Here is a 19,292-nt window from a genome sequence, read left to right as displayed (position 1 = left end):
TCATGAAAGAATATATATGAAAAGTTCAAGATGACAGCTTATGTTCAATTTGACAATCACCTAAGAAAAGCTAACCCTTCTAGTATACCTTTTTTATTCAAATAACACTTTAACGGGGATTCCTTGTGCTTGATAGCTCGTTAAAATGGAAGATGGAATCGACATATCTGTATATAATATATCAAATAAAAACGTTCGATCATAAATGAGCTAACGGTCTCTGAATTAACGGCGGGGGGATAAACGATTTTGGGCCCTTTGGTATGCTGGATCATCGTACGATAAACAAATGTTTCACTCAATGGTGTGGTCGTTACTTCATGTGTATTAAAACCAGCAGCTTCAATAATGCAAAAATCCGCCTCAATCTTGTTAAAAGCATAGGTAGCAACATCGCCAACAAGAGCACGCGTATTTTTTTCCAGCTCACCACCGCTGATTGTAATCAAGGCTTTTTTCTCAGAGTGATCAATGGAAAGAGCAGAAACGTCATTGGTCAGAATGCTGATTTCAAGAAATGATAATGTCTGAATGATAGCTGTAGAAAAAAGGCCAGCGCCAATAAAAATTTGTACTTTTTTTGGTAATAAACCAGTGATTTCTTCAACAAATGCTGAAATAGGAAATGGCTTTGTTTCTTGAGGTGATTGTTGTGATACTGCTTGGTTTCGGATTAATTTTATACCACCGTAAAACTGCTCGATCATTTTTTTCTTTTCTAAAAATAGAAGATCTCGTCTAATCGTAACGGTTGAAACGTTAAAAAGTGTTGCTAGTTCATTAATCGTTAAACTTTCTGTTTTGGTCAATCGCTCAATCAACTTTCCCCGTCTTTTAAACACATCGCCCTGTCTAGTTTTCATTTTTATCCTCCTGTTTTTTTAAGCTTATCATTTTTAAAATTAGTCATAGTATAGACAAATTTTAAAAATGACAGCTTCTTTTACTAAAGATTTGTCGCTGCATTTGGTTGAATGGTTAGATTGATTTGTCCAACGACTTATGATTTATTGACTAATCTAGAATTTGTAGCAAAAGAAAAAATTGAACACATAACCACAAATGGTGGGTAAAAATAGCAATCTACTATGCCAGCAGATATAAGGCTAGTTTAAGTAAAAAGCTCAAGGCAGTTTTTGGTACAAAACTTTTATTGCTCTAATGATTAGGATTTGATAAGATAAAAGTGTGTCAATTATAATGAAAATAGAGGGAGTAACAATGAAAAGAATAAAAGGCTTGTTGTTAGGAATTTTGTTTAGTTCAGTATGTTTGTCATTTTCGACAATTTCATTTGCTACAGAGGACGGCTCTGAAGCTGAAGTAGAAGTGACGAAAACAACTGAAGCAAAAATCGCTGAAGTAAAAAAGGAAATCGATCTTACACCAAAATTTAAAATTAAAGAAATCAAAACAGATGTTGGCGGCAAAGGCACAGTAGAAGTTGAACAGGTCGAGGGGATGAAAGATCTAAAAGGAACGTTCAAAGCGACTATAGCTGACCAAAGCATCCTTTCAATCAATGATCAAGGTCAATGGCAAGGATTGAAATCTGGCAAAACTAAAGCAACATTGGATTTTGAATGGGACAAGGAGTCAATACAAAAAATCCAAGAAAAATATCCTGATCACCAACTAGTCAAAAAAGATACGATTCAGGAAGTTCCTGTCGAAGTGACAGCATCAAAAGAAAAGAGTGTCGATATCACTCCAAACTTCAATGTTGGAACAATCAGTGCAAAAATAGGCGAAACAGGACAATTTAAAGTGGCTCCGATGGGGGGAGTAGCAAATCCCAAAGGAACATATCTAGCCTATATTCCTGATAATGCTAAAGGGATTATCACAGTAGAGGCAGATGGGAAATGGACAGCTTTAAAAACTGGAACGGTGGAAATTGTGTTAGATTTCCAACTTTCAGATGAATCACATAAAGAGATTCAAGATAAAAATCCCGGCAGTATAATTACAACAAGAGCTATTGCTAGTCTAATAAAAGTAGAAGTGAAGCCGGCAGGGACATTAAATATCACACCAAGAATCGATATCACTTCTATTGATGGAAAAGTCGGTGATACTGGACAAATCAAAGTAAAACCGATTGAAGGAATTGAAGAGACAGCGGGTTCATTTGTTACATCTATTAAGGAGCCTTCAATCATTAAGATTGATGCGGATGGAAAATGGACGGCATTAGAAGCTGGGACTACATCAGTTATGTTTACGTATAGTTGGTCTGATGAAACGATGAAAAAATTGGCTGAAAAATACCCAGGCTATGAGTTTTACGTTGAAGAAGGAGCACAAGTGGTTGAAGTGAACATCACTGAAAATAAAATTGCTTCCACAAAACCTGTAGGTACGACAAAACCAACTGGAAAACAATTACCAGCAACAAATGATTCGAGTACGAATTTGACTTTAGTTACAGGATTATTTCTAGTATTTCTAACAGCAATTGGCTGGTATAAAAAAGAATCGTTGAATAGAGAATAAAAATTGGTTGAACATCTAAATTAACTAGATGTTCAGCTTTTTTATGTTGCTTTATGGAGTTGATTTATCTAAATTTTTAGTATAATGTGACTATAACAAAGCAAGAACAGGAGCGATCACATGCCCATAATGGAACGTCCAGATGAACGGGAAGCATTGGAAATTCTTCGAAAAATAGAACCTGAAAAATACCAAGAAGCAATCCTTTTAGATAAACCAGATATACAAAATCCAACTCAAAATATTGGTGTAGAAGTTACCCAATCATTGAAAGAAAGTGTTCTAAAAGCGCTGAGTATTGACGAAATCAATGTCCATAACGATAAGCAAATCCTTGAAATCATTAAGGAGAGATATGGAAATGATGTCCTTAGAATCAATTTACCTTTGCCTGATAATACCAAGAAAAAGGTTGCTATTTCAATTGCTAATTGGCATTCATTATTTAATTTAATCGAGGCTTACGATAATAAAGTTGAAAAACTCCAAAGTGGTAATTATAAGCTATACAAAGAAAATAATTTATTCATATTCGTGTTTGGAGAGGATGAAAAAAGTATTGAACAACTAGCCAAACATATCTATAGGAAAAAAGTTGGAAGGCAGTATGATTTTGTTTATGTCTATAGTAAACCCACTGTATACATGATCGATCGCCAAATGAATATCGTTGTAAAAAAGACTTTTTAGATAAAAGTCTTTTTTTGCTTACGAAAACTTAAAATATTTTTGGGAAAACTTATTAATGTGCAAATGGGAGTTTTTTTGTTATACTCAAAATAAATCAGGAGGTAACGTATGAATCAAAAAGAACGGATCGCAAAAATTTTAGAGTTACTACAAGAGAAGGAAAAGCTAGACGCAACCGAATTAGCCGACTATTTCCAAATATCTAAAGACAGCATTCGCCGAGATATCTTACTGATCGTCAATGATGGTTTAGCTGAAAGATATCGTGGAGGAATTGCATTGCCGATCATTAAAACCAAAATCGAAGATTACTCCAAGCGTTTAGTTGAACATAGCCAAGAAAAAATTCAAATTGCACGAAAAGCAGTCAAAGAAATAGCAGATAATCAAACCATTTGGCTAGATGTTTCAACAACTGTTCAATTTATCGCAAAAGAACTTACCCAAGAAAATGTCCTGATTGTCACCAATTCGATCGACAATGCAATATCAGCGACAGAAGTGAATAATAAACAGGATGTCTATCTGTTAGGAGGATACTTCAACTCTAACTCTCACTTGTTGAAGGGGACATCAGTGATTGCCCAATTAGCTAATTTTTATTTTGACATCGCGTTTATCGGTGCATCAGGCATCAGTGACGCAGGCTTGTTTTACTCTGAATTAGAAGACATCGAATTAAAACAAACCATTATCAAAAATGCGAAAAGAACCTGCGTTGTACTCGATAGCTCTAAAGTTAGAAATACGACCAATTTTAAATTAGATTTTGCAAAAATCGATCTGTTGATCACAGATAAACCACTGCCAGATTCAATCACGAAGCAATTAAGAAAAAACGAAGTCAAAATCATTCTTGTAGAAGGTGGAAAAAAATGAAAACACTTATTCAAAACGTAATGATCAGTAAAGAAGATGGCCTAGCATTAGTCGATATCCTGATAGAAAATGAACGTATTTTAGCGATAGAATCATCAGAGGCTAACACTTTTTCTAATGAGGTCGTGAATCATCGAATCAATGGCCAAAAACAATTGCTGATTCCTGGAATGATCGATGTTCATATTCACGGAGCCAACAACTTTGATATGATGGATGGCACTACAAAAAGTATTCAAGAAGTGTCTAAAAAGTGTTTGGAAACTGGATCTACTGGTTTTTTAGTAACGTCAGTCACTTCTTATTTAGCAGCATTGTTAACAATGATCGATCGAACCAAAGAAGTTATAGGGCATGAAATAGGAGCGAAGATTTTAGGTATTCATTTAGAAGGCCCTTATTTAAACATTAAACGAAAAGGCATGCAAAATCCGAATTATCTCAGAAATCCAGACTTAAAAGAAATGGACATGATTTTTGAACGAGCAGGTGATTTGATCAAAATGGTTACCGTAGCACCAGAATTACCAGGTTGTTTGGAATTGATCACCTATTTAAAACAAAAAAACGTTGTCGTTGCCATTGCACATTCTGATGCAACATACGAAGAAGCCCAAGTTGCTTTTCAACAAGGTGCTACACATATAACTCACTGTTTCAACGCAATGCCGTCGATCCATCATCGGGCACCTGGTTTGGTTACTGCAGCTCTTGAAAATGATGCGGTCAGTGTTCAGGCAATTGTTGATGGGATTCATTTACATCCGGGAATCGTCCGTCTATTACACAAAATAAAAGGAGCAGACGGGATGGTTTTAATCACAGATGCTTTACAAGCTATGGGTGTGGGAGATGGTGTTTATGAATTTGGCGGACATCATGTCACGGTTGAAAATGGCGTTGCCCGCTTAAATGACGGCACATTAGCATCCAGCACAGTCACGATGAATGAAGCACTGAAATTGAGTGTGGAGATGGGCATTCCGTTAGATGATGCAATCAAAATGGGTTCAACTACACCAGCTACTATTTTAGGTGAAAAGAAATTAGGGAAGATTGCTGTGGGATACGATGCTGATTTGATTCTTTTGGATGAAGAATTTAAAGTAGTCAAAACGGTCTTAAAAGGACTGGTAAAGTAGTAGCTGATTTTTATAGCAAAAAAGCGCATGATGAATGGTTCCTCATGTGCTGTTACTCAGTTGTTATCTAGCTGATTTATTTTATGTTTTAATGTAGTTATTTCTTTTTTTTGTCGATTGATTGAAAGGATACAATAAAGAACGAGACCTGCTAAAAGTGGGTCCAATAGTACATAGAGAATGTTCATAAATGTCTGATAAACGAGTCGAATCTGCTCTACCATTTTTTATCCCTCCCATAGATATGCCTTAAGTCTGCTGGAAGTATCATTAGACCAACAAGCCACTTTTTATTCCATTGTTCCAAGTTTATTTTCCTCCATTTGTTTATCCATATTAACTATCACTATATATTGATTATAAACTGAAAATAGTAAAATATAAACAAAAAGAAAGATAAATATTAGTGCTGGTTGAATGGTTTTTCGATGGGATAACAAACCTCTGTAATATAACATTCTTCCCGTTCCTCATTCGCTGGGCTAGAGTGATAAATGTTAAAGATATTTCCAGAAAGTGTGTACTCATTCACGTTCAACCAGTTGTCCATATCGGTATGAATAGTCGGCATAGAAGCGTAAGAGCCGTTTGTTACAACAGAAGCAATCAATCCTGGAGAGAAGGTTTTAGACTCTGGATAGATGTGCTTAAGTGATTCTGGAATACTAACCATAACTTCGATGTCGATATTCTTCGAAGTAGTCTTATGAAAAACGGCGATTGATTGACCTAGTGTAGACATATCCTCACTTCGTATAGTCGCAAAAAGTTGCTGCCAAAGTTGCTCTTCTTCATAGTAAGAGGTTACGTTTTGCCGATAAGTAAGAACGAGCAGGTCGTTCATTTTTTTTGTTTCGATGGGATAATTCATTCCTGTTTCCTCTGGAGACTTCTTTTTTTCTTCCAGCCAGTCTAGATAAGCAAGTTGTAGCTTTTTTTCCGCTAATTCCCGTTCAAGTAATGTTCGATGATGGATTAGGTAGTCTGTTTGGTCATTTTCATTCTCTAAAAGTGTTTTGATTTCTTTTAGCGGGATGCCAACATTTTTAAGCGAAAGGATTCGATTCGCTTGATTGATTTGCTCTGCTGTATAGTAGCGATAATTATTTTCTTGATGGATGATCTCAGGTTTTAATAAATTTAGTTTATCGTAATGTCTGAGCATACGTGGACTGATGTTTGTTAATTGAGAAAATTCGCTGATTTTAAACATTCTTTTGCTCCTTAAAATAGGTAGTCATTTTTTATTAGTATACTTGACTTTGACATTATGACAAGGTTTAAAATAGAAGCAGATCGTAACACGAAAGGGGTCTATTTATGCGTACATACGAAAATAAACAGGAATTGATTGATGAAATCAAAAAAAGGTATGAGAAGTATGATGAAGAGTTTGAGCAAGTGCCGGAAGCGCTAAAGAATGAACGGATCGATGAGGTAGATAAAACGCCTTCTGAAAATTTGTCTTATCAACTTGGCTGGGTGAACTTGATTCTTCAGTGGGAGCAAGATGAACAAGCAGGAAAAGTAGTCCAAACGCCTGCGCAAGGGTATAAATGGAATAATTTAGGTGGCTTATATCAGTCGTTTTATGAAAAATATGGGAAATACAGTATCGCAGAACAAAGAAAAATGCTGAGAGAGTCTGTCAATCAGGTGTGTATCTGGCTAGAAACACTGTCTGATCAAGAGTTATTTGAAGCAGGGCAGAGAAACTATGCCACGACTAAAGCGATGTGGCCTTTATACAAATGGGTACACATCAATACGGTAGCACCATTTACCAATTTCCAAACTAAAATTCGTAAATGGAAGAAACTTACTACATTGACTAACTGAAGAAACAAAGAGTAAAAATGTTATTTACGATTTTTACTCTTTGTTTCTTTAGTTTTTCTAGAATGAACGTATAAATAGTATAATGGCTTAGTACATTTAATGAGTAGTTCTTATTTCTAAATTCGTTGTATCGTATAAAACGCGTGCCTGATTTTCTTTGATCATTTTATTTTCTAATAGATTACCTGTTCTTTTATCGATACATTTTCTGAAAATTTGCCCATTACGGAAAACGTGTCCATTCTCTCTTGAAAAATATTCATTTTCAGCACGAATATGATAACTATAAATTTGTTCGTTGTCTGAGCGAAGTTCACCATTAAGGTGAGTTTCACTAACAGAAATAATTAGCTGATAAGTATTGTTTGTATTATTTTTAAAACGATAGTCCAGATAATTATAAACGATTGATGTTCCTGTCCCAAAAGGAATTTTACGTCCATAATCTGGGAAAAGATCTAAGCCGTCATGGTGGTGATGCTCAGTGATTTCTAATGGTGAATGAAGAATGATCCAATGAATCAAATTAGTAAACTGGCAAAGACCGCCACCAAGACCTGGACGAACAGTATCGTTAAAAATCGTTACACCGTTTTTATATCCCTTACTTGTAGAGCATTTACCAACCAAATGCCAGAAAGAGAATGTTTCATTAGGCTTGATCAAGATGTTTGATACTTTAGGTGCGGCAATCCTTAAATTAGATGCTTTATTTTCCTGTAAGGTCAGATCCGTATTCCCTAATTTTCTACGTATCAAAGAGGTATGTTTGTAAACGGATACAGGTAGAAGTGCATCATTTTTAGTTTGCGCAAGTTGTTCTTGCTGAACAAAATCTCGTATTTTTCTCTGGAGAATATTCTTTTTTATAGATATTTCATAAGTCAGTGGTGATAATTCGCTAAACAATTTCCTTTTCATTAGTCATAACCCCATTTCTTTATGTAATGATATTGTAACACAAAAGACTTTATATTGAAATGTTTAAAAGTATCTTAAGAATTACATTTAACTAATTTATTTTAAGATGAAAAGACCCAAAACATTAGATGTTTAGGTCTAACGTTTTGGATCTGTTCATTTATTTTCTAAATCGTTATTAATTGCTCAACATCTAATTCACTCATTGAAGCAACCTGTAAATCTGCTTCTACTAAAACTTCAGTTGCAGAAATACCGACAGCGTACATTCCTGCAGCTTTGATACCTTCGATTCCTGCTTGTGCATCCTCGAAACCTACGGCATCTTGTGGCGCAACTTTGATACTTTCCGCTGCTTTTACGAAAATTTCTGGATCAGGTTTCCCCTTTTTCAGAGTTTCCGGATCAACGATATGCCCGAAGAAATCAAGCACACCCAACTTTTCTAAAATCATTGGGGCATTTTTCGAAGCTGAAGCGATTGAACATGGAATATTATGTTCTTTTGCTTGGACTAAAAAGTCATGAACACCAGGTAATAAGTCAGTTTCAGAAAGGTCATCCAGAAGTTTAACGTATTCATCATTTTTCTTTTGGGCCAATACTTCTTTTTCTGCTGTCGTAAAATCATTTTCCTTGCGTCCATAAGCTAAAATTCTATCCAAAGAATCCATGCGGCTGATGCCCTTTAATGTTTCGTTAAATGTTTCGTCGATCGTTATTCCTAAATTTGCTGCTAAATCTTTCCAAGCAATATAATGGAATTTGGCTGTATCAGTAATCACGCCATCTAAATCAAAAACAAAGCCTTTTTTCATGTGTATTCTCCTGTCTCATGTTTAATAGTTGATTGTTGTGACTTTATGGGCAATCAATTGGTAAGGTTGCTTTTGGATGATTACCGTTGTATCTTGTGACGGACAAACTTGAACAGCATTTTTTGAAACGATCAAATTATAGTGAATTCCTTTGTGATCAATATTGAAGGTCATATCGGTCCAATTTTTCGGTAAATTTGGTTGAATCGTTAGGTGGTTCTTTTTAATATCAATTCCAGCATAAGTGGTCAAAGTAACATAAATCGTTGCAGCCATCACACCTGTATGGATTCCTTCAGCAGTCGTACCACCTTGAATATCTTGATAATCAGAGTATAAAGCTTCTTGGTACAACTTCCAAGATAAATCATGAAAGGCTACTTCTTCCGCCAATTGCGCATGGACGATTCTTGATAACGTTGAACCATGTGATGTTCTATTTAAATAGTATAAAAGATTTTTTTCAAGATAATCGGCAGGTAAATCATAGCCAAGTTCAGCTAAGATTTCATCGATTTTTTCTTTATTTAAATTGTAGAATAACATCAAAGTATCTGCTTGTTTTGAGACTTTATAATCATCCGGTGACTGACCTTCTGCTTTTAAAATACGATCCATTCGATAAATATTGCCATATTGTTCCTTTGCTTTTTCCCAATCAATTTCCTTTAAATCGAAATAACCTTCATATTGGGCGATGATCCCGTCCTCATTGATTTCGATCGATAAACGTTTGCGAATATCTTCCATTTTTTTGAGATTTTCTTGTGTAATACCCGTTTTATTAAATAATTCTGTTTGTTCTTGCGTATTTAGTAGTGAAAGGATATTTTCCAACTCCTCAAATAACCAGACTACCATTAAGTTTGTGTAGGCATTGTTTTTTAGGCCACTTTCTGTACTTTCAGGATAAGCTTCGTGAAATTCATCTGGTCCCATGACTTTATCGATATAATAGCGATTAGTCGTTTCGTCTAAAGTTGCAGCACTGCGCCAAAAATTAGCAATTTCTACTAACATTTCAGCACCATATTCTTTGATGAACAGGTCGTCTCCAGAGTTGTTCCAGTACATCCAGACGTTATATGCAATTGCTAATGAGACATGACGCTGAAGGACACTATGATCTTCACCCCATTGGCCATTCAATGGATTCAGATGAAGTTTTTGTGTATCTTCGCTACCATCAAGCCCCGATTGCCAAGGATACATGGCACCAGCGTAGTTGCTTTCGCGAGCATTTTCCTTCGCTTTACCTAAGCGGTTATAACGATACATCAACAGCTGTTTAGCAGTTTCTGGGAAGTGAAGAATATAAAATGGTAGAATAAAAATTTCATCCCAGAAAATGTGACCACGATAGGCTTCGCCATGTAAACCGCGGGCAGTTACAGAAACATCTAAATCATTATTATTAAATGGAGAAGCCGAAACTAATAAATGATACGTATGGATCCTTAATAATTTTTGGGACATCAAATCACCTGTAACCTGGATATCTGATTTTTCCCATAATGACGCCCAAGCATGTTTACTTTCACCCAATTCTGAGTCAAAAAAAGTTGCTGGAAGTAAGGCAGTTTCCCAATTTTCTTTTGCTATAGATGCTTTAACTTGAACATGTTTTTCGAAAGTATACATCTTATTTTGCTCAGCATAAAATGTAATTTCTTGTTCAATGATTTCTTTTCCAATAGAATTTTTAATAGAATCAGCCTCAAAAAAATCACCCGTGATCCTGGCTACTTGTTGGACGTTTATTTTCGATTGATTGGTTTGAACTTCGATCATTGTGTTGCTTTTTTCTGCGAGCAATTGGGTGACATGAAAGTGTTTAGCCGTTAGATTACGGTAACGTTCAACATTGAAATTGTAGATAGATCCGTCCGTTATTGTTTTGACTGTAATGTTTTTAGAAAAATTTAATGGGTTGATCGAATATTGGATGCTGTAATTATTTTTTTTAGCCATATTGACTATTTTTTTAGCTGTAATTTTTACTTGATGCTGCTGGCTATCTTCAATAATCATATGAGAAGAAAACAAACCTGTTTTTAAGTCTAGATTTCTATGCAAATAACGCAACGTGGCTTTTTCAAGAGTTAGCCATTCGTTTGATCCTTCTACTTTGATACTGATATATTGGTTATTTGGTGTATTAACAAAGTCTTCATTTTCAACGATTTGACCAGCAACTTCTGATTTTTCTTCATTATAAAGTCCCGCAATGTAAGTCGCAGGATAGGATTCTTTTGAGAGGGTCATTTCAGGGACTGTACCACGTAAGCCCATAAAACCATTACCAATCGTCAATAAGGATTCAACTGAATACTCTTCTTTGCCTGGAGTATAGCCAAAATAATCCAAATTCCAAGTTAAATACTCTTTTTTTTCTTTAAATGTAGCAGCTAGATCTGTAGCAGCTTCTAGCTCAGAAACGCTAAGAATCGGTAAATTCAATAACTCTGAAAAATGCTTGATTAGACTTTCTACGCCTACGTTCAAAGGTGTTACTTTTGTATTTTCGCTATAGAAGTCAGGCACTACGGTATTAAAAACAGCGCCTGTAGCCATTGGAAATTGTTCTTTGATCTGTGCAGCTAAAGTTACCGCTGTTTTAGGGAATTCAAAATCAGAAAAGGGAAACATATGCTCTGAGATGAGCGTGTTCTCCATTTTTTCTTGGATGTGTAAACTATTATGGGTGAGTGTTAGTAAAAGAAAGTTCATTATAAAGGGCTCCTGACTAAAATTTATTTTAACTTGTATAGACATGTTGTTGTTTTCGTTTTCATTATAGTATGAAACTCTTGTAAATACAAGTCGGATAATCTAAATGAATTGTTTCGATTCGAAAGCTTACTTGTTGAGAATGCTATTTTTTTAAGGAAGAATGTGCTATCATTTTCCTTGAGTATCCTAAGGTGGAGGGATGGACATGAATAAGTTTCATGATATATTTTTAGAGCTTGAAAAAGGGATTTTAGATGGGGATTATCAACCTGGAACCTTGTTACCTAGTGAAAATCAATTAGTTGAACAGTATTCCGTTTCACGAGAAACGATTCGTAAAGCATTGAATTTGCTGATCAATGCAGGGTATATCCAAAAGCAACAAGGTAAAGGATCAATCGTCTTAAATGTAAGAAAATTTGATTTGCCGATTTCTGGTGTCATCAGTTATAAAGAGTTGCAAGGTGCGCAACAAATACATAGCATCACTAGAGTCGTAGAACTAAAAGAAGAGAATGTCAGTGAATCTTTGGCTCGTTTGACCGGATGGAAGAAAGAGGCTGTGGTTTGGCGTTTAGTCCGACAACGGGAGATTGACGGAGAAGTGGTAATCGTTGATATCGATTATTTACTAAAAGACATTATTAATGAGTTGCCTGAGGAGCGGGCAGCAGATTCTATCTATGATTATTTTGAAAACGATTTAGGGTTAGTGATCAGCTACGCGCAAAAAGAGATCACAGTAGAAGCTGTAACAGAAGAAGATCGTACATTAATGGATATACAAGATGATACTCATGTGGTCGTTGTTCGTAGTGTAGTTAGTTTAGAAGATACACGTTGTTTTGAATACACAGAATCTAGGCACAGATTAGATAAATTCAAATTTGTTGATTTTGCTAGACGAAGAAAAGCCTAAAGAGAGTGTGATTACTTTTAGGAAAGGAAAAATATTGTGCATATAGGAATTATTTATTTTATTGTCATTATTTTAGCAAATACAGTTGGTGCGATTTCAGGAATGGGCGGCGGTGTGATCATAAAACCCGTACTAGATACGTTACACTTTCATCCATTAGCAGCAATTTCATTTTATTCTAGCGTAGCCGTTTTTACTATGTCGATCGTCTCTACACTAAGACAAATGAAGAATGGGTTGAAATTACAACTTCCGATTGCTTTCTTTGTTTCTTTAGGTTCTGTAATTGGTGGAATTTTAGGGAATACGGTATTTGAATCATTATTACGTTTTTTTTCTGATGAGAAATATGTTCAATTGATCCAAATTATTCTGACGATCGTAACGTTATTATTTGCTTATTTCTATACAAAAATTGGCAATGATCGTTCTTTCGATTTGTCACATCCCATTTGGTATGTGAGTATTGGTTTGTTTTTAGGGTTTATTTCTACTTTATTGGGCATTGGTGGCGGACCGATCAATGTAGCATTATTGATGTTGTGTTTTGGAATTCCGATCAAAGAAGCAACCGTTTATTCGATCATTACGATTTTCTTTTCGCAGGCGGCAAAATTATTTACGATTGCACAATCAACAGGGTTTGGGCGGTTTGATCTGACAATCTTGTTTTATGTGATTCCAGCTGCTGTTATAGGCGGATTCGTGGGTGCGTTGATTAGTGGGAAGATTTCTTCTGAACGAGTGACTCAAATTTATCAAGTTGTGATCCTTTTGGTATTACTGTTAAATCTATGGAATGGTGTACAGCTGTTCGTTTAATTATTAAAACTCTTATTTTTATACTATTTAATATGCTGAGGAGGTCAATGCAATGGAGTATCATGCAAAAGAATTTACAACACTGACGACTAAAGAATTTCTAGAAATTGTAAAGCTGAGAATCTCTGTCTTTGTGGTTGAACAAAACTGTCCTTACCAAGAGGTGGATGAAGCTGATGAGTTTGCTTGGCATACTTGGTTGCAAGAGGGACCAGATATTGTTGGTTACACTAGAATAATCGATAAAGGAGATACGGTGACTTTTGGCAGAGTAATAATAAATCCTGATTATCGTGGGAAAAAATTAGGAAACAAACTCTTAGAAGAAACATTGAAAGTAATTGAGGATAAATACCCAAACCGACCAATTATCATTGGTGCGCAAGCACATTTGACAGATTTCTATGGAGCTTTTGGGTTCGAAGCAATTTCTGATGTGTATTTAGAAGATGATATTCCTCATATCAATATGAGAAGAAACTAAATAAAAAATTGGCACGCATAGAAAAATGTGTGTCATTTTTTTCTTCTTTGTATAAACGAAAACGTTCCCAGCAAACGCAGATACATTTGTTGGGAACGTTCATTAAAAAAATTGAGCTAGATTTAATCACGGATAGTTACTTTTTGATATCCTCGGCGTTATCTTTCAAAATACCAGTTGTTTTCGTAGCATTTTGAGCTGCCAATAAGTCACGGATTTGTTCTAATAAATCATCCGTTGTAGGTCCAGAAACTTCTTCTTCCTCATTTTGCGGTTTTTTCTTCATTTTGTTAACAGCTTTTACGATTAGGAACAACACAAAGGCGGTAATTAAAAATGTAATAAGTGCACTGATTACATCGCCAATGTTGAATGCCACGCCTTTAACATGAAAAACGAGCGCGCCTAAGGCATCATCTGCGCTTTTTTCTCCAGTAGTCAATACGAATACTAAACTAACGAGTGGCGTAATCAACCCATTAACGATTTGTGTCACAATGGCAGTAAAAGCAGAACCAATAACGACCCCAACAGCTAAATCAAGGACATTTCCACGCATAATAAATTCTTTAAATTCTTTGATCATAAGTTTAACCTCCCTTTCTCAAATCAAGTATACAGAAAAATTTAAAAAAATTGAAATGAAAGACTCTCACATCAAGGAAAGATAGTTGAGCTGTGCTATAATTAAATGGATGTAGAAATTATTAAAAAAACATTTAAAAACGGCCAGATGATTGTATTTCAGACTGGGCTTTATTATGATGAAAAAAAGAGGAGCTGACAAGATGCCGATCGCATTAGCACAAGGGGTCAACTTACATGTTGTTCCAACAGAAAAATATAAAACAGTGCGTATTTTGGTTCGTTTTAATACGCGTTTGAATAAAGAAATAATCACGAAGCGGACACTTTTATCTAGTCTACTAGAAACAAATAGCCTGAACTATCCAGACCAAGTAAAATTAAGTGAGAAACTAGCCGAATTATATGGGGCTAGTTTTGGAATCAACGTAAACAAGAAAGGACATTTACATTTGTTAAACCTTTCTATGAACTTAGTCAATGATAAATATTTAGAAAATAGTCATGTCTTAGCGGATGCTGCTGATTTTGTGAAAGAGATTTTATTTTATCCCAATATTATCGATGGGCAGTTTGAAGCAGAGACTTTCCAACGCGAAAAAGAAAATTTAAAAGCCTATTATGAAAGTATTTCAGAAGATAAACAAGTCTATTCTTCATTGGCTTTACAAAATCTGTATTTCAGTCAATCTGAAGACCAAAAAATTCCAAGTTTCGGTACTATCGCGGATCTAGAAAAAGAAACAGCTGAAAGTATCGCGGCCTATCATCAACAAATGATTCAAGAGGACCAAGTCGATATTTTTGTCCTTGGGGATGTGGATGAAGCTGAAGTCAAAGCATTGTTTAGTAAATTACCATTTGAAGATCGCGCGTCTGGAATTGCAGATATTTTTTATGCGCAACCATCTAGAAATGTGATTGAAGAACGTTCTGAACAAGAAACGTTAGCTCAATCTAAATTGAATTTAGGCTATCATACGGATGTTTATTATGGAGACGAAAATTATTTTGCGCTACAAATTTTCAATGGTGTATTTGGTGGATTTCCACATTCTAAATTATTTATGAATGTCCGTGAAAAAGAAAATTTAGCGTATTACGCATCTAGCAGTATTGATACCTTCCGTGGTTTTCTAAGCGTTCAGACGGGAATCGATGGTAAAAATCGCAACCAAGTTCTGCGCTTGATTTCAGTAGAATTAGACAATATCCGCCAAGGAAATGTGACAGACTTAGAAATAGAACAAACAAAAGCCATGTTGAAAAATCAATATTTACTTTCTTTAGATAATGCAGGTGCTGTCTTAGAAAATGAATATTTGAATGATTTGATTCCTCACCTTCGTTTAAAAGATGATGAGTGGATTCGTCGAATGGAAGCTGTCACAATCGCTGATGTTCAACGTGTTGCCAAATTAGTGCAACTACAAGCCATTTTCTTTTTGGAAGGAGAAACAGTCGATGAATAAAAAAGAATATCCTCAAATCAATGAAGTTCTTTACACAGAAGTCCTAGATAATGGATTAACTGTTTATTTGCTACCTAAAAAAGAGTACAACAAAACCTATGGCTTGTTTACGACCAACTATGGTTCGATCGATAATGAATTTGTGCCGATCGGCGAAACTGATTTTGTAAAGGTACCGGATGGGATTGCTCACTTTTTAGAACATAAGATGTTTGAAAAAGAAGACGGCGATGTGTTCCAACAATTTGGTCGTCAAGGCGCTTCTGCTAATGCCTTTACAAGTTTTACAAAAACAAGCTATCTGTTTTCAACAACAGATCAAGTAGAGAAAAATTTAGAAACGTTACTAAATTTTGTTCAAGAGCCTTACTTTACCAAAGAAACAGTGGATAAAGAAAAAGGGATCATCGGACAAGAAATCCAAATGTATTTGGATGATTCTAACTGGCGCTTATTTTTCGGGACATTGGGCAATCTTTATCCAAAACATCCTCTGCATATCGATATTGCAGGAACCGTGGAAAGTATTGGCGAAATCACAGCAGAAGACTTATATACTTGTTACAACACCTTTTATCACCCAAGTAATATGACATTATTTGTTGTTGGGAAAATGGACCCAGAAGAAATGATGACGTTTATCCGAAAGAATCAATCTGCTAAAACATTTGCGAAAGCCGAACCAATCAAACGTCATTTTCCTCAAGAAACAGCAGCAGATATTATCAAGGAAAGTTCTCTTTCTATGGCTATTAGCCGTTCAAAAGTTATTGTTGGCTTAAAAGGGTTAGACGAAGTTCCTACAGATGGCAAAGAACTGCTTAAATACAAAACTACAGCGAATTTGCTGTTCCAATTACTATTTGGCAATACGTCACAAAACTATTTGAATTTGTACAATGAAGGGCTGTTAGACGATAGCTTTGGCTATGAATTTAATTTGGATCGTAGCTTTCATTTTGCCGATTTTGGTGGAGATAGTGATCATCCTGAGCAATTGGCTGAACGAATCGAGGAGATTCTTTTAACGGCAGATAAAAGTTCTGAAGTAACAGATGAGAATTTATCTTTATTGAAGAAGAAAATGATCGGCAAGTATTTTCAGTCATTAAATTCATTAGAATATATTGCAAACCAATTTTCACAATCACTATATGGTGAAACTACGCTATTTGATACACCAGAAGTTATTGAAAGTATTCAACTATCTGATGTTAAAGAATTAGCACAAGTGTTTATAAACAAAGATGGCTTAAGTCGTTTTTATATGTATCCAAAAAAATAAACACTATTTGTTAGATGCTGATGATTTTCCTCACTATGAGAAAAATCATCAGATCCTAGGATAGAAAAGTAAGGATGAGAAGTAACGATTATATCAAACAAAAAAAGTCCGATATTTAGTCAAAACTTTCAAAAATGTTATCCTCAGTAGTATTTTTTTATGTTATCCTTAGAACAGTTGGATAATTAGAAGTTTCTAGCTATTTGATTAGGTAATTCAAGTAGAATAAGAGAACTTTACCTAACTGTTTTACATAAAATAAACACAAACTTTAAACCATACAAAAGAGCAGTTGGATAAGAGTCTATTCAGAGATTTTTTATCTTATTTACCCAAAAGCTGCATGACTAAAAATCGCCTGATTTATAGTAGGCAAAACTGATAAATTAGAGAGACTGGAGAAGATGGACGAGTGGCCAGCGTGAATATAGGAAAAAAATTAAGAGATGCACGACTGCAGCAAAATATGTCAATAGATGAACTGCAGCAAATTACCAAAACACAAAAACGCTATTTGATAGCAATCGAAGAAAATGATTTTGACTCTATGCCCGGAACTTTTTATGTGCGTGCATTTATTCGCCAGTATGCAAGTGCAGTCGGATTAGATGGCAATGAATTAGTAGAAATTTATGATGGAATAGATGAACCAGAAGATATCGAAACAGCGGTCCAATACGAAACATTAGATGAGTCAAGGACGCAAATGTATGATGAACATAGCTCAGCTAAACGTTTTATGCGTAGTTTACCTGCAGTTATATTTTCACTGATTGGATTAGCAATCGCAATTGTTGTTTTTTATATTACATGGCAGGATCGTCAAACAACACCTATCATTCAGCCGCCAGCTTCTGAGATCATAAGAGAATCTGATTCAAGCGCAAGTTCAAGTTCTGAATCAAGTCAAGCGCCTGCATCAAGTAGTACAGAATCTTCGACGAGTTCTTCGTCAGAACCAAAAGCACCAACAGAAGTAAAATTCGATAGTGAATCTGGTACAACTGTCAATATGAGTGCAGTCAATGTAGCAAATCCAGCGAAACTTGAGTTTAGTGCTGTGACAGGACCTTGTTGGGTCGGTGTTTACATTGCGACTGCGGCAAACAATGACAATGGTTATTTCTATCAAGAAACAATTCAGCCAGGTCAGCCTAAAACAGTTGAAGTACCAGCAGGCACAACTCAAATGGTCATAAGTTTAGGTGCATCTGAGTATATGGAGTTCAAATTAGATGGACAAAAAGCAGAATTCAATCCGAATAATACTGGAATTGGACCAAGAAATATCAATATGAATGTAGCTTATGCACAAACAGAACAACCACAGCAGTCTCAACAACCGCAATAAAAGAAATTGTTCACAGAAAAAATGAGCGAGAAAAATTTGGGATGGAGAACAAACCATTTCCAACATTTTTCTCGCTCATTTATTGAGAGTATTTAATCAAATACACTTAAACAACTCTCTTTAGAATGATAATGTATCTTTTTTCGTGACACCTTCTATAAGATAACGTAAAATAAGGAAGAGAAGAGAGGGGCAATAGGCATTGAATTTACCAAATAAATTAACAGTCATTAGAATATTTATGATTCCAATTTTTATCGCTGTCGTTAGCATACCAATGGATTGGGGAACAATCACAATAGCAGGAACATCTTTAGCAGTTACTCAGTTAGTTGGTGCAATTATTTTTGCGGTGGCAAGTATTACTGATTGGTTAGATGGCAAGATTGCTCGAGCACGAGGTTTAGTTACCAATTTTGGTAAGTTTGCTGACCCATTAGCAGATAAAATGCTCGTGATGACAGCTTTTATTGTTTTAGTTGGGCAACAAAAAGCACCAACTTGGGTAGTGGCAATCATTGTTTGTAGAGAGTTAGCAGTTACTGGGTTGCGTTTGTTATTAGTTGAAGGCGGAGAAGTGATGGCAGCTGCTTGGCCAGGTAAAGTGAAAACAGCAACACAAATGGTTGCGATTATATTATTGTTTATCAATAATATTCCATTTGCTGCAATTGGTTTTCCCTTAGATCAAATCATGTTGTATGTTTGTTTACTATTTACAATCTACTCAGGAGTCGATTATTTTGTAAAAAATGCAAGTGTCTTCAAAGGATCAATGTAATGACGATTCGAACAATTTAAAATGAAAATCTAACTTTTATGCTTGAATTAAAGTATAAAAGTTAGATTTTTTTAT

At 35.3% G+C, this 19,292-nt stretch carries 19 protein-coding genes; 12 read left to right on the top strand and 7 right to left on the bottom strand.

The window, feature by feature from the left end:
- Nucleotides 1–140: 140 nt before the first annotated feature.
- Entirely contained in the window at nt 141–863 is a 723-nt protein-coding gene (locus I583_RS13335; RefSeq protein ID WP_010761936.1) for a DeoR family transcriptional regulator, read from the bottom strand.
- Nucleotides 864–1,221: 358 nt separating this feature from the next.
- On the opposite strand from I583_RS13335, the gene I583_RS13330 reads away from it, so the two are divergent.
- From I583_RS13330 to nagA, 4 genes are all read left to right on the top strand, one after another.
- Entirely contained in the window at nt 1,222–2,496 is a 1,275-nt protein-coding gene (locus I583_RS13330; RefSeq protein WP_010761935.1) for an LPXTG cell wall anchor domain-containing protein, read from the top strand.
- Nucleotides 2,497–2,616: 120 nt separating this feature from the next.
- Complete coding sequence (locus I583_RS13325; RefSeq protein ID WP_010761934.1) at nt 2,617–3,186, top strand: hypothetical protein; 570 nt, start codon at nt 2,617–2,619, stop codon at nt 3,184–3,186.
- A gap of 108 nt (nt 3,187–3,294) precedes the next feature.
- Nucleotides 3,295–4,065 (top strand): DeoR/GlpR family DNA-binding transcription regulator, encoded by a 771-nt coding sequence (locus I583_RS13320; RefSeq protein ID WP_010761933.1) that lies wholly within the window; start codon nt 3,295–3,297, stop codon nt 4,063–4,065.
- On the top strand, nt 4,062–5,207 hold the full coding sequence (gene nagA, locus I583_RS13315; protein ID WP_010761932.1) for an N-acetylglucosamine-6-phosphate deacetylase: 1,146 nt from the start codon (nt 4,062–4,064) through the stop codon (nt 5,205–5,207). The genes I583_RS13320 and nagA overlap by 4 nt, the downstream gene beginning before the upstream one ends.
- A 56-nt stretch (nt 5,208–5,263) precedes the next feature.
- Here the strand turns inward: nagA and I583_RS16780 are convergent, their stop codons facing one another.
- Complete coding sequence (locus I583_RS16780; protein ID WP_010761931.1) at nt 5,264–5,431, bottom strand: hypothetical protein; 168 nt, start codon at nt 5,429–5,431, stop codon at nt 5,264–5,266.
- 179 nt (nt 5,432–5,610) lie between these two features.
- Complete coding sequence (locus I583_RS13310; protein ID WP_010761929.1) at nt 5,611–6,420, bottom strand: MerR family transcriptional regulator; 810 nt, start codon at nt 6,418–6,420, stop codon at nt 5,611–5,613.
- A gap of 107 nt (nt 6,421–6,527) precedes the next feature.
- Here I583_RS13310 and I583_RS13305 point away from each other — a divergent pair, with 107 nt between their 5' ends.
- Nucleotides 6,528–7,046: a ClbS/DfsB family four-helix bundle protein gene (locus tag I583_RS13305; protein WP_010761928.1), complete on the top strand. Its 519-nt coding sequence runs from the start codon at nt 6,528–6,530 to the stop codon at nt 7,044–7,046.
- A 96-nt stretch (nt 7,047–7,142) separates the two neighbouring features.
- On the opposite strand, the gene I583_RS13300 is transcribed toward I583_RS13305, so the two are convergent.
- From I583_RS13300 to I583_RS13290, 3 genes are all read right to left on the bottom strand, one after another.
- Entirely contained in the window at nt 7,143–7,967 is an 825-nt protein-coding gene (locus I583_RS13300) for a VanW family protein (RefSeq protein ID WP_010761927.1), read from the bottom strand.
- 167 nt (nt 7,968–8,134) lie between these two features.
- Entirely contained in the window at nt 8,135–8,785 is a 651-nt protein-coding gene (pgmB, locus tag I583_RS13295) for a beta-phosphoglucomutase (RefSeq protein WP_010761926.1), read from the bottom strand.
- A 21-nt stretch (nt 8,786–8,806) separates the two neighbouring features.
- A complete protein-coding gene (locus I583_RS13290) occupies nt 8,807–11,560 on the bottom strand; it encodes a glycoside hydrolase family 65 protein (RefSeq protein WP_425268405.1) in 2,754 nt (917 codons plus the stop codon).
- 163 nt (nt 11,561–11,723) lie between these two features.
- On the opposite strand from I583_RS13290, the gene treR reads away from it, so the two are divergent.
- Genes treR through I583_RS13275 form a run of 3 tightly spaced genes read left to right on the top strand, consistent with a single transcriptional unit; the run spans nt 11,724 to nt 13,743 of the window.
- The gene (gene treR / locus I583_RS13285; RefSeq protein WP_010761924.1) at nt 11,724–12,437 is read left to right on the top strand and encodes a trehalose operon repressor; all 714 of its coding nucleotides are present in this window, start codon (nt 11,724–11,726) and stop codon (nt 12,435–12,437) included.
- Between the two features lie 36 nt (nt 12,438–12,473).
- Entirely contained in the window at nt 12,474–13,259 is a 786-nt protein-coding gene (locus I583_RS13280) for a sulfite exporter TauE/SafE family protein (RefSeq protein ID WP_010761923.1), read from the top strand.
- Between the two features lie 52 nt (nt 13,260–13,311).
- Nucleotides 13,312–13,743: a GNAT family N-acetyltransferase gene (locus I583_RS13275; RefSeq protein WP_010761922.1), complete on the top strand. Its 432-nt coding sequence runs from the start codon at nt 13,312–13,314 to the stop codon at nt 13,741–13,743.
- Between the two features lie 136 nt (nt 13,744–13,879).
- On the opposite strand, the gene mscL is transcribed toward I583_RS13275, so the two are convergent.
- Complete coding sequence (mscL, locus tag I583_RS13270) at nt 13,880–14,329, bottom strand: large conductance mechanosensitive channel protein MscL (RefSeq protein WP_010761921.1); 450 nt, start codon at nt 14,327–14,329, stop codon at nt 13,880–13,882.
- Between the two features lie 202 nt (nt 14,330–14,531).
- Between mscL and yfmF the strand changes: the two genes are divergently transcribed.
- The 4 genes from yfmF to pgsA all read left to right on the top strand — a co-directional run bounded on the left by yfmF (nt 14,532) and on the right by pgsA (nt 19,217).
- Nucleotides 14,532–15,800 (top strand): EF-P 5-aminopentanol modification-associated protein YfmF, encoded by a 1,269-nt coding sequence (gene yfmF, locus I583_RS13265; RefSeq protein ID WP_010761920.1) that lies wholly within the window; start codon nt 14,532–14,534, stop codon nt 15,798–15,800.
- Nucleotides 15,793–17,085 (top strand): EF-P 5-aminopentanol modification-associated protein YfmH, encoded by a 1,293-nt coding sequence (gene yfmH / locus I583_RS13260; protein ID WP_010761919.1) that lies wholly within the window; start codon nt 15,793–15,795, stop codon nt 17,083–17,085. Before yfmF ends, yfmH begins: the two co-directional genes overlap by 8 nt.
- Before the next feature lie 421 nt (nt 17,086–17,506).
- Nucleotides 17,507–18,436 carry a helix-turn-helix domain-containing protein gene (locus I583_RS13255; RefSeq protein ID WP_244264883.1) on the top strand — a complete coding sequence of 310 codons (930 nt, stop codon included), beginning with the start codon at nt 17,507–17,509 and terminating at the stop codon, nt 18,434–18,436.
- A gap of 202 nt (nt 18,437–18,638) precedes the next feature.
- On the top strand, nt 18,639–19,217 hold the full coding sequence (gene pgsA, locus I583_RS13250; protein WP_010761917.1) for a CDP-diacylglycerol--glycerol-3-phosphate 3-phosphatidyltransferase: 579 nt from the start codon (nt 18,639–18,641) through the stop codon (nt 19,215–19,217).
- Nucleotides 19,218–19,292 lie beyond the last annotated feature (75 nt).

This window comes from Enterococcus haemoperoxidus ATCC BAA-382 (assembly GCF_000407165.1).
GTDB classification, from domain to species: domain Bacteria; phylum Bacillota; class Bacilli; order Lactobacillales; family Enterococcaceae; genus Enterococcus_L; species Enterococcus_L haemoperoxidus.
The sequence above is the reverse complement of the archived record's forward strand: the minus strand, read 5'-3'. Positions and strand labels throughout refer to the sequence as shown.

Excerpts from the sequence above, each read along its gene's own strand:
- nagA (WP_010761932.1), top strand. The coding sequence starts at position 4,062 with ATGAAAACACTTATTCAAAACGTAATGATCAGTAAAGAAGATGGCCTA.
- yfmF (WP_010761920.1), top strand. The coding sequence starts at position 14,532 with ATGCCGATCGCATTAGCACAAGGGGTCAACTTACATGTTGTTCCAACA.
- I583_RS13275 (WP_010761922.1), top strand. The coding sequence starts at position 13,312 with ATGGAGTATCATGCAAAAGAATTTACAACACTGACGACTAAAGAATTT.
- pgmB (WP_010761926.1), bottom strand. The coding sequence starts at position 8,785 with ATGAAAAAAGGCTTTGTTTTTGATTTAGATGGCGTGATTACTGATACA.
- mscL (WP_010761921.1), bottom strand. The coding sequence starts at position 14,329 with ATGATCAAAGAATTTAAAGAATTTATTATGCGTGGAAATGTCCTTGAT.
- I583_RS13330 (WP_010761935.1), top strand. The coding sequence starts at position 1,222 with ATGAAAAGAATAAAAGGCTTGTTGTTAGGAATTTTGTTTAGTTCAGTA.
- I583_RS13305 (WP_010761928.1), top strand. The coding sequence starts at position 6,528 with ATGCGTACATACGAAAATAAACAGGAATTGATTGATGAAATCAAAAAA.
- I583_RS16780 (WP_010761931.1), bottom strand. The coding sequence starts at position 5,431 with ATGGTAGAGCAGATTCGACTCGTTTATCAGACATTTATGAACATTCTC.
- yfmH (WP_010761919.1), top strand. The coding sequence starts at position 15,793 with ATGAATAAAAAAGAATATCCTCAAATCAATGAAGTTCTTTACACAGAA.
- I583_RS13300 (WP_010761927.1), bottom strand. The coding sequence starts at position 7,967 with ATGAAAAGGAAATTGTTTAGCGAATTATCACCACTGACTTATGAAATA.
- I583_RS13320 (WP_010761933.1), top strand. The coding sequence starts at position 3,295 with ATGAATCAAAAAGAACGGATCGCAAAAATTTTAGAGTTACTACAAGAG.
- treR (WP_010761924.1), top strand. The coding sequence starts at position 11,724 with ATGAATAAGTTTCATGATATATTTTTAGAGCTTGAAAAAGGGATTTTA.
- I583_RS13290 (WP_425268405.1), bottom strand. The coding sequence starts at position 11,560 with ATGTCTATACAAGTTAAAATAAATTTTAGTCAGGAGCCCTTTATAATG.
- I583_RS13335 (WP_010761936.1), bottom strand. The coding sequence starts at position 863 with ATGAAAACTAGACAGGGCGATGTGTTTAAAAGACGGGGAAAGTTGATT.
- I583_RS13325 (WP_010761934.1), top strand. The coding sequence starts at position 2,617 with ATGCCCATAATGGAACGTCCAGATGAACGGGAAGCATTGGAAATTCTT.
- I583_RS13310 (WP_010761929.1), bottom strand. The coding sequence starts at position 6,420 with ATGTTTAAAATCAGCGAATTTTCTCAATTAACAAACATCAGTCCACGT.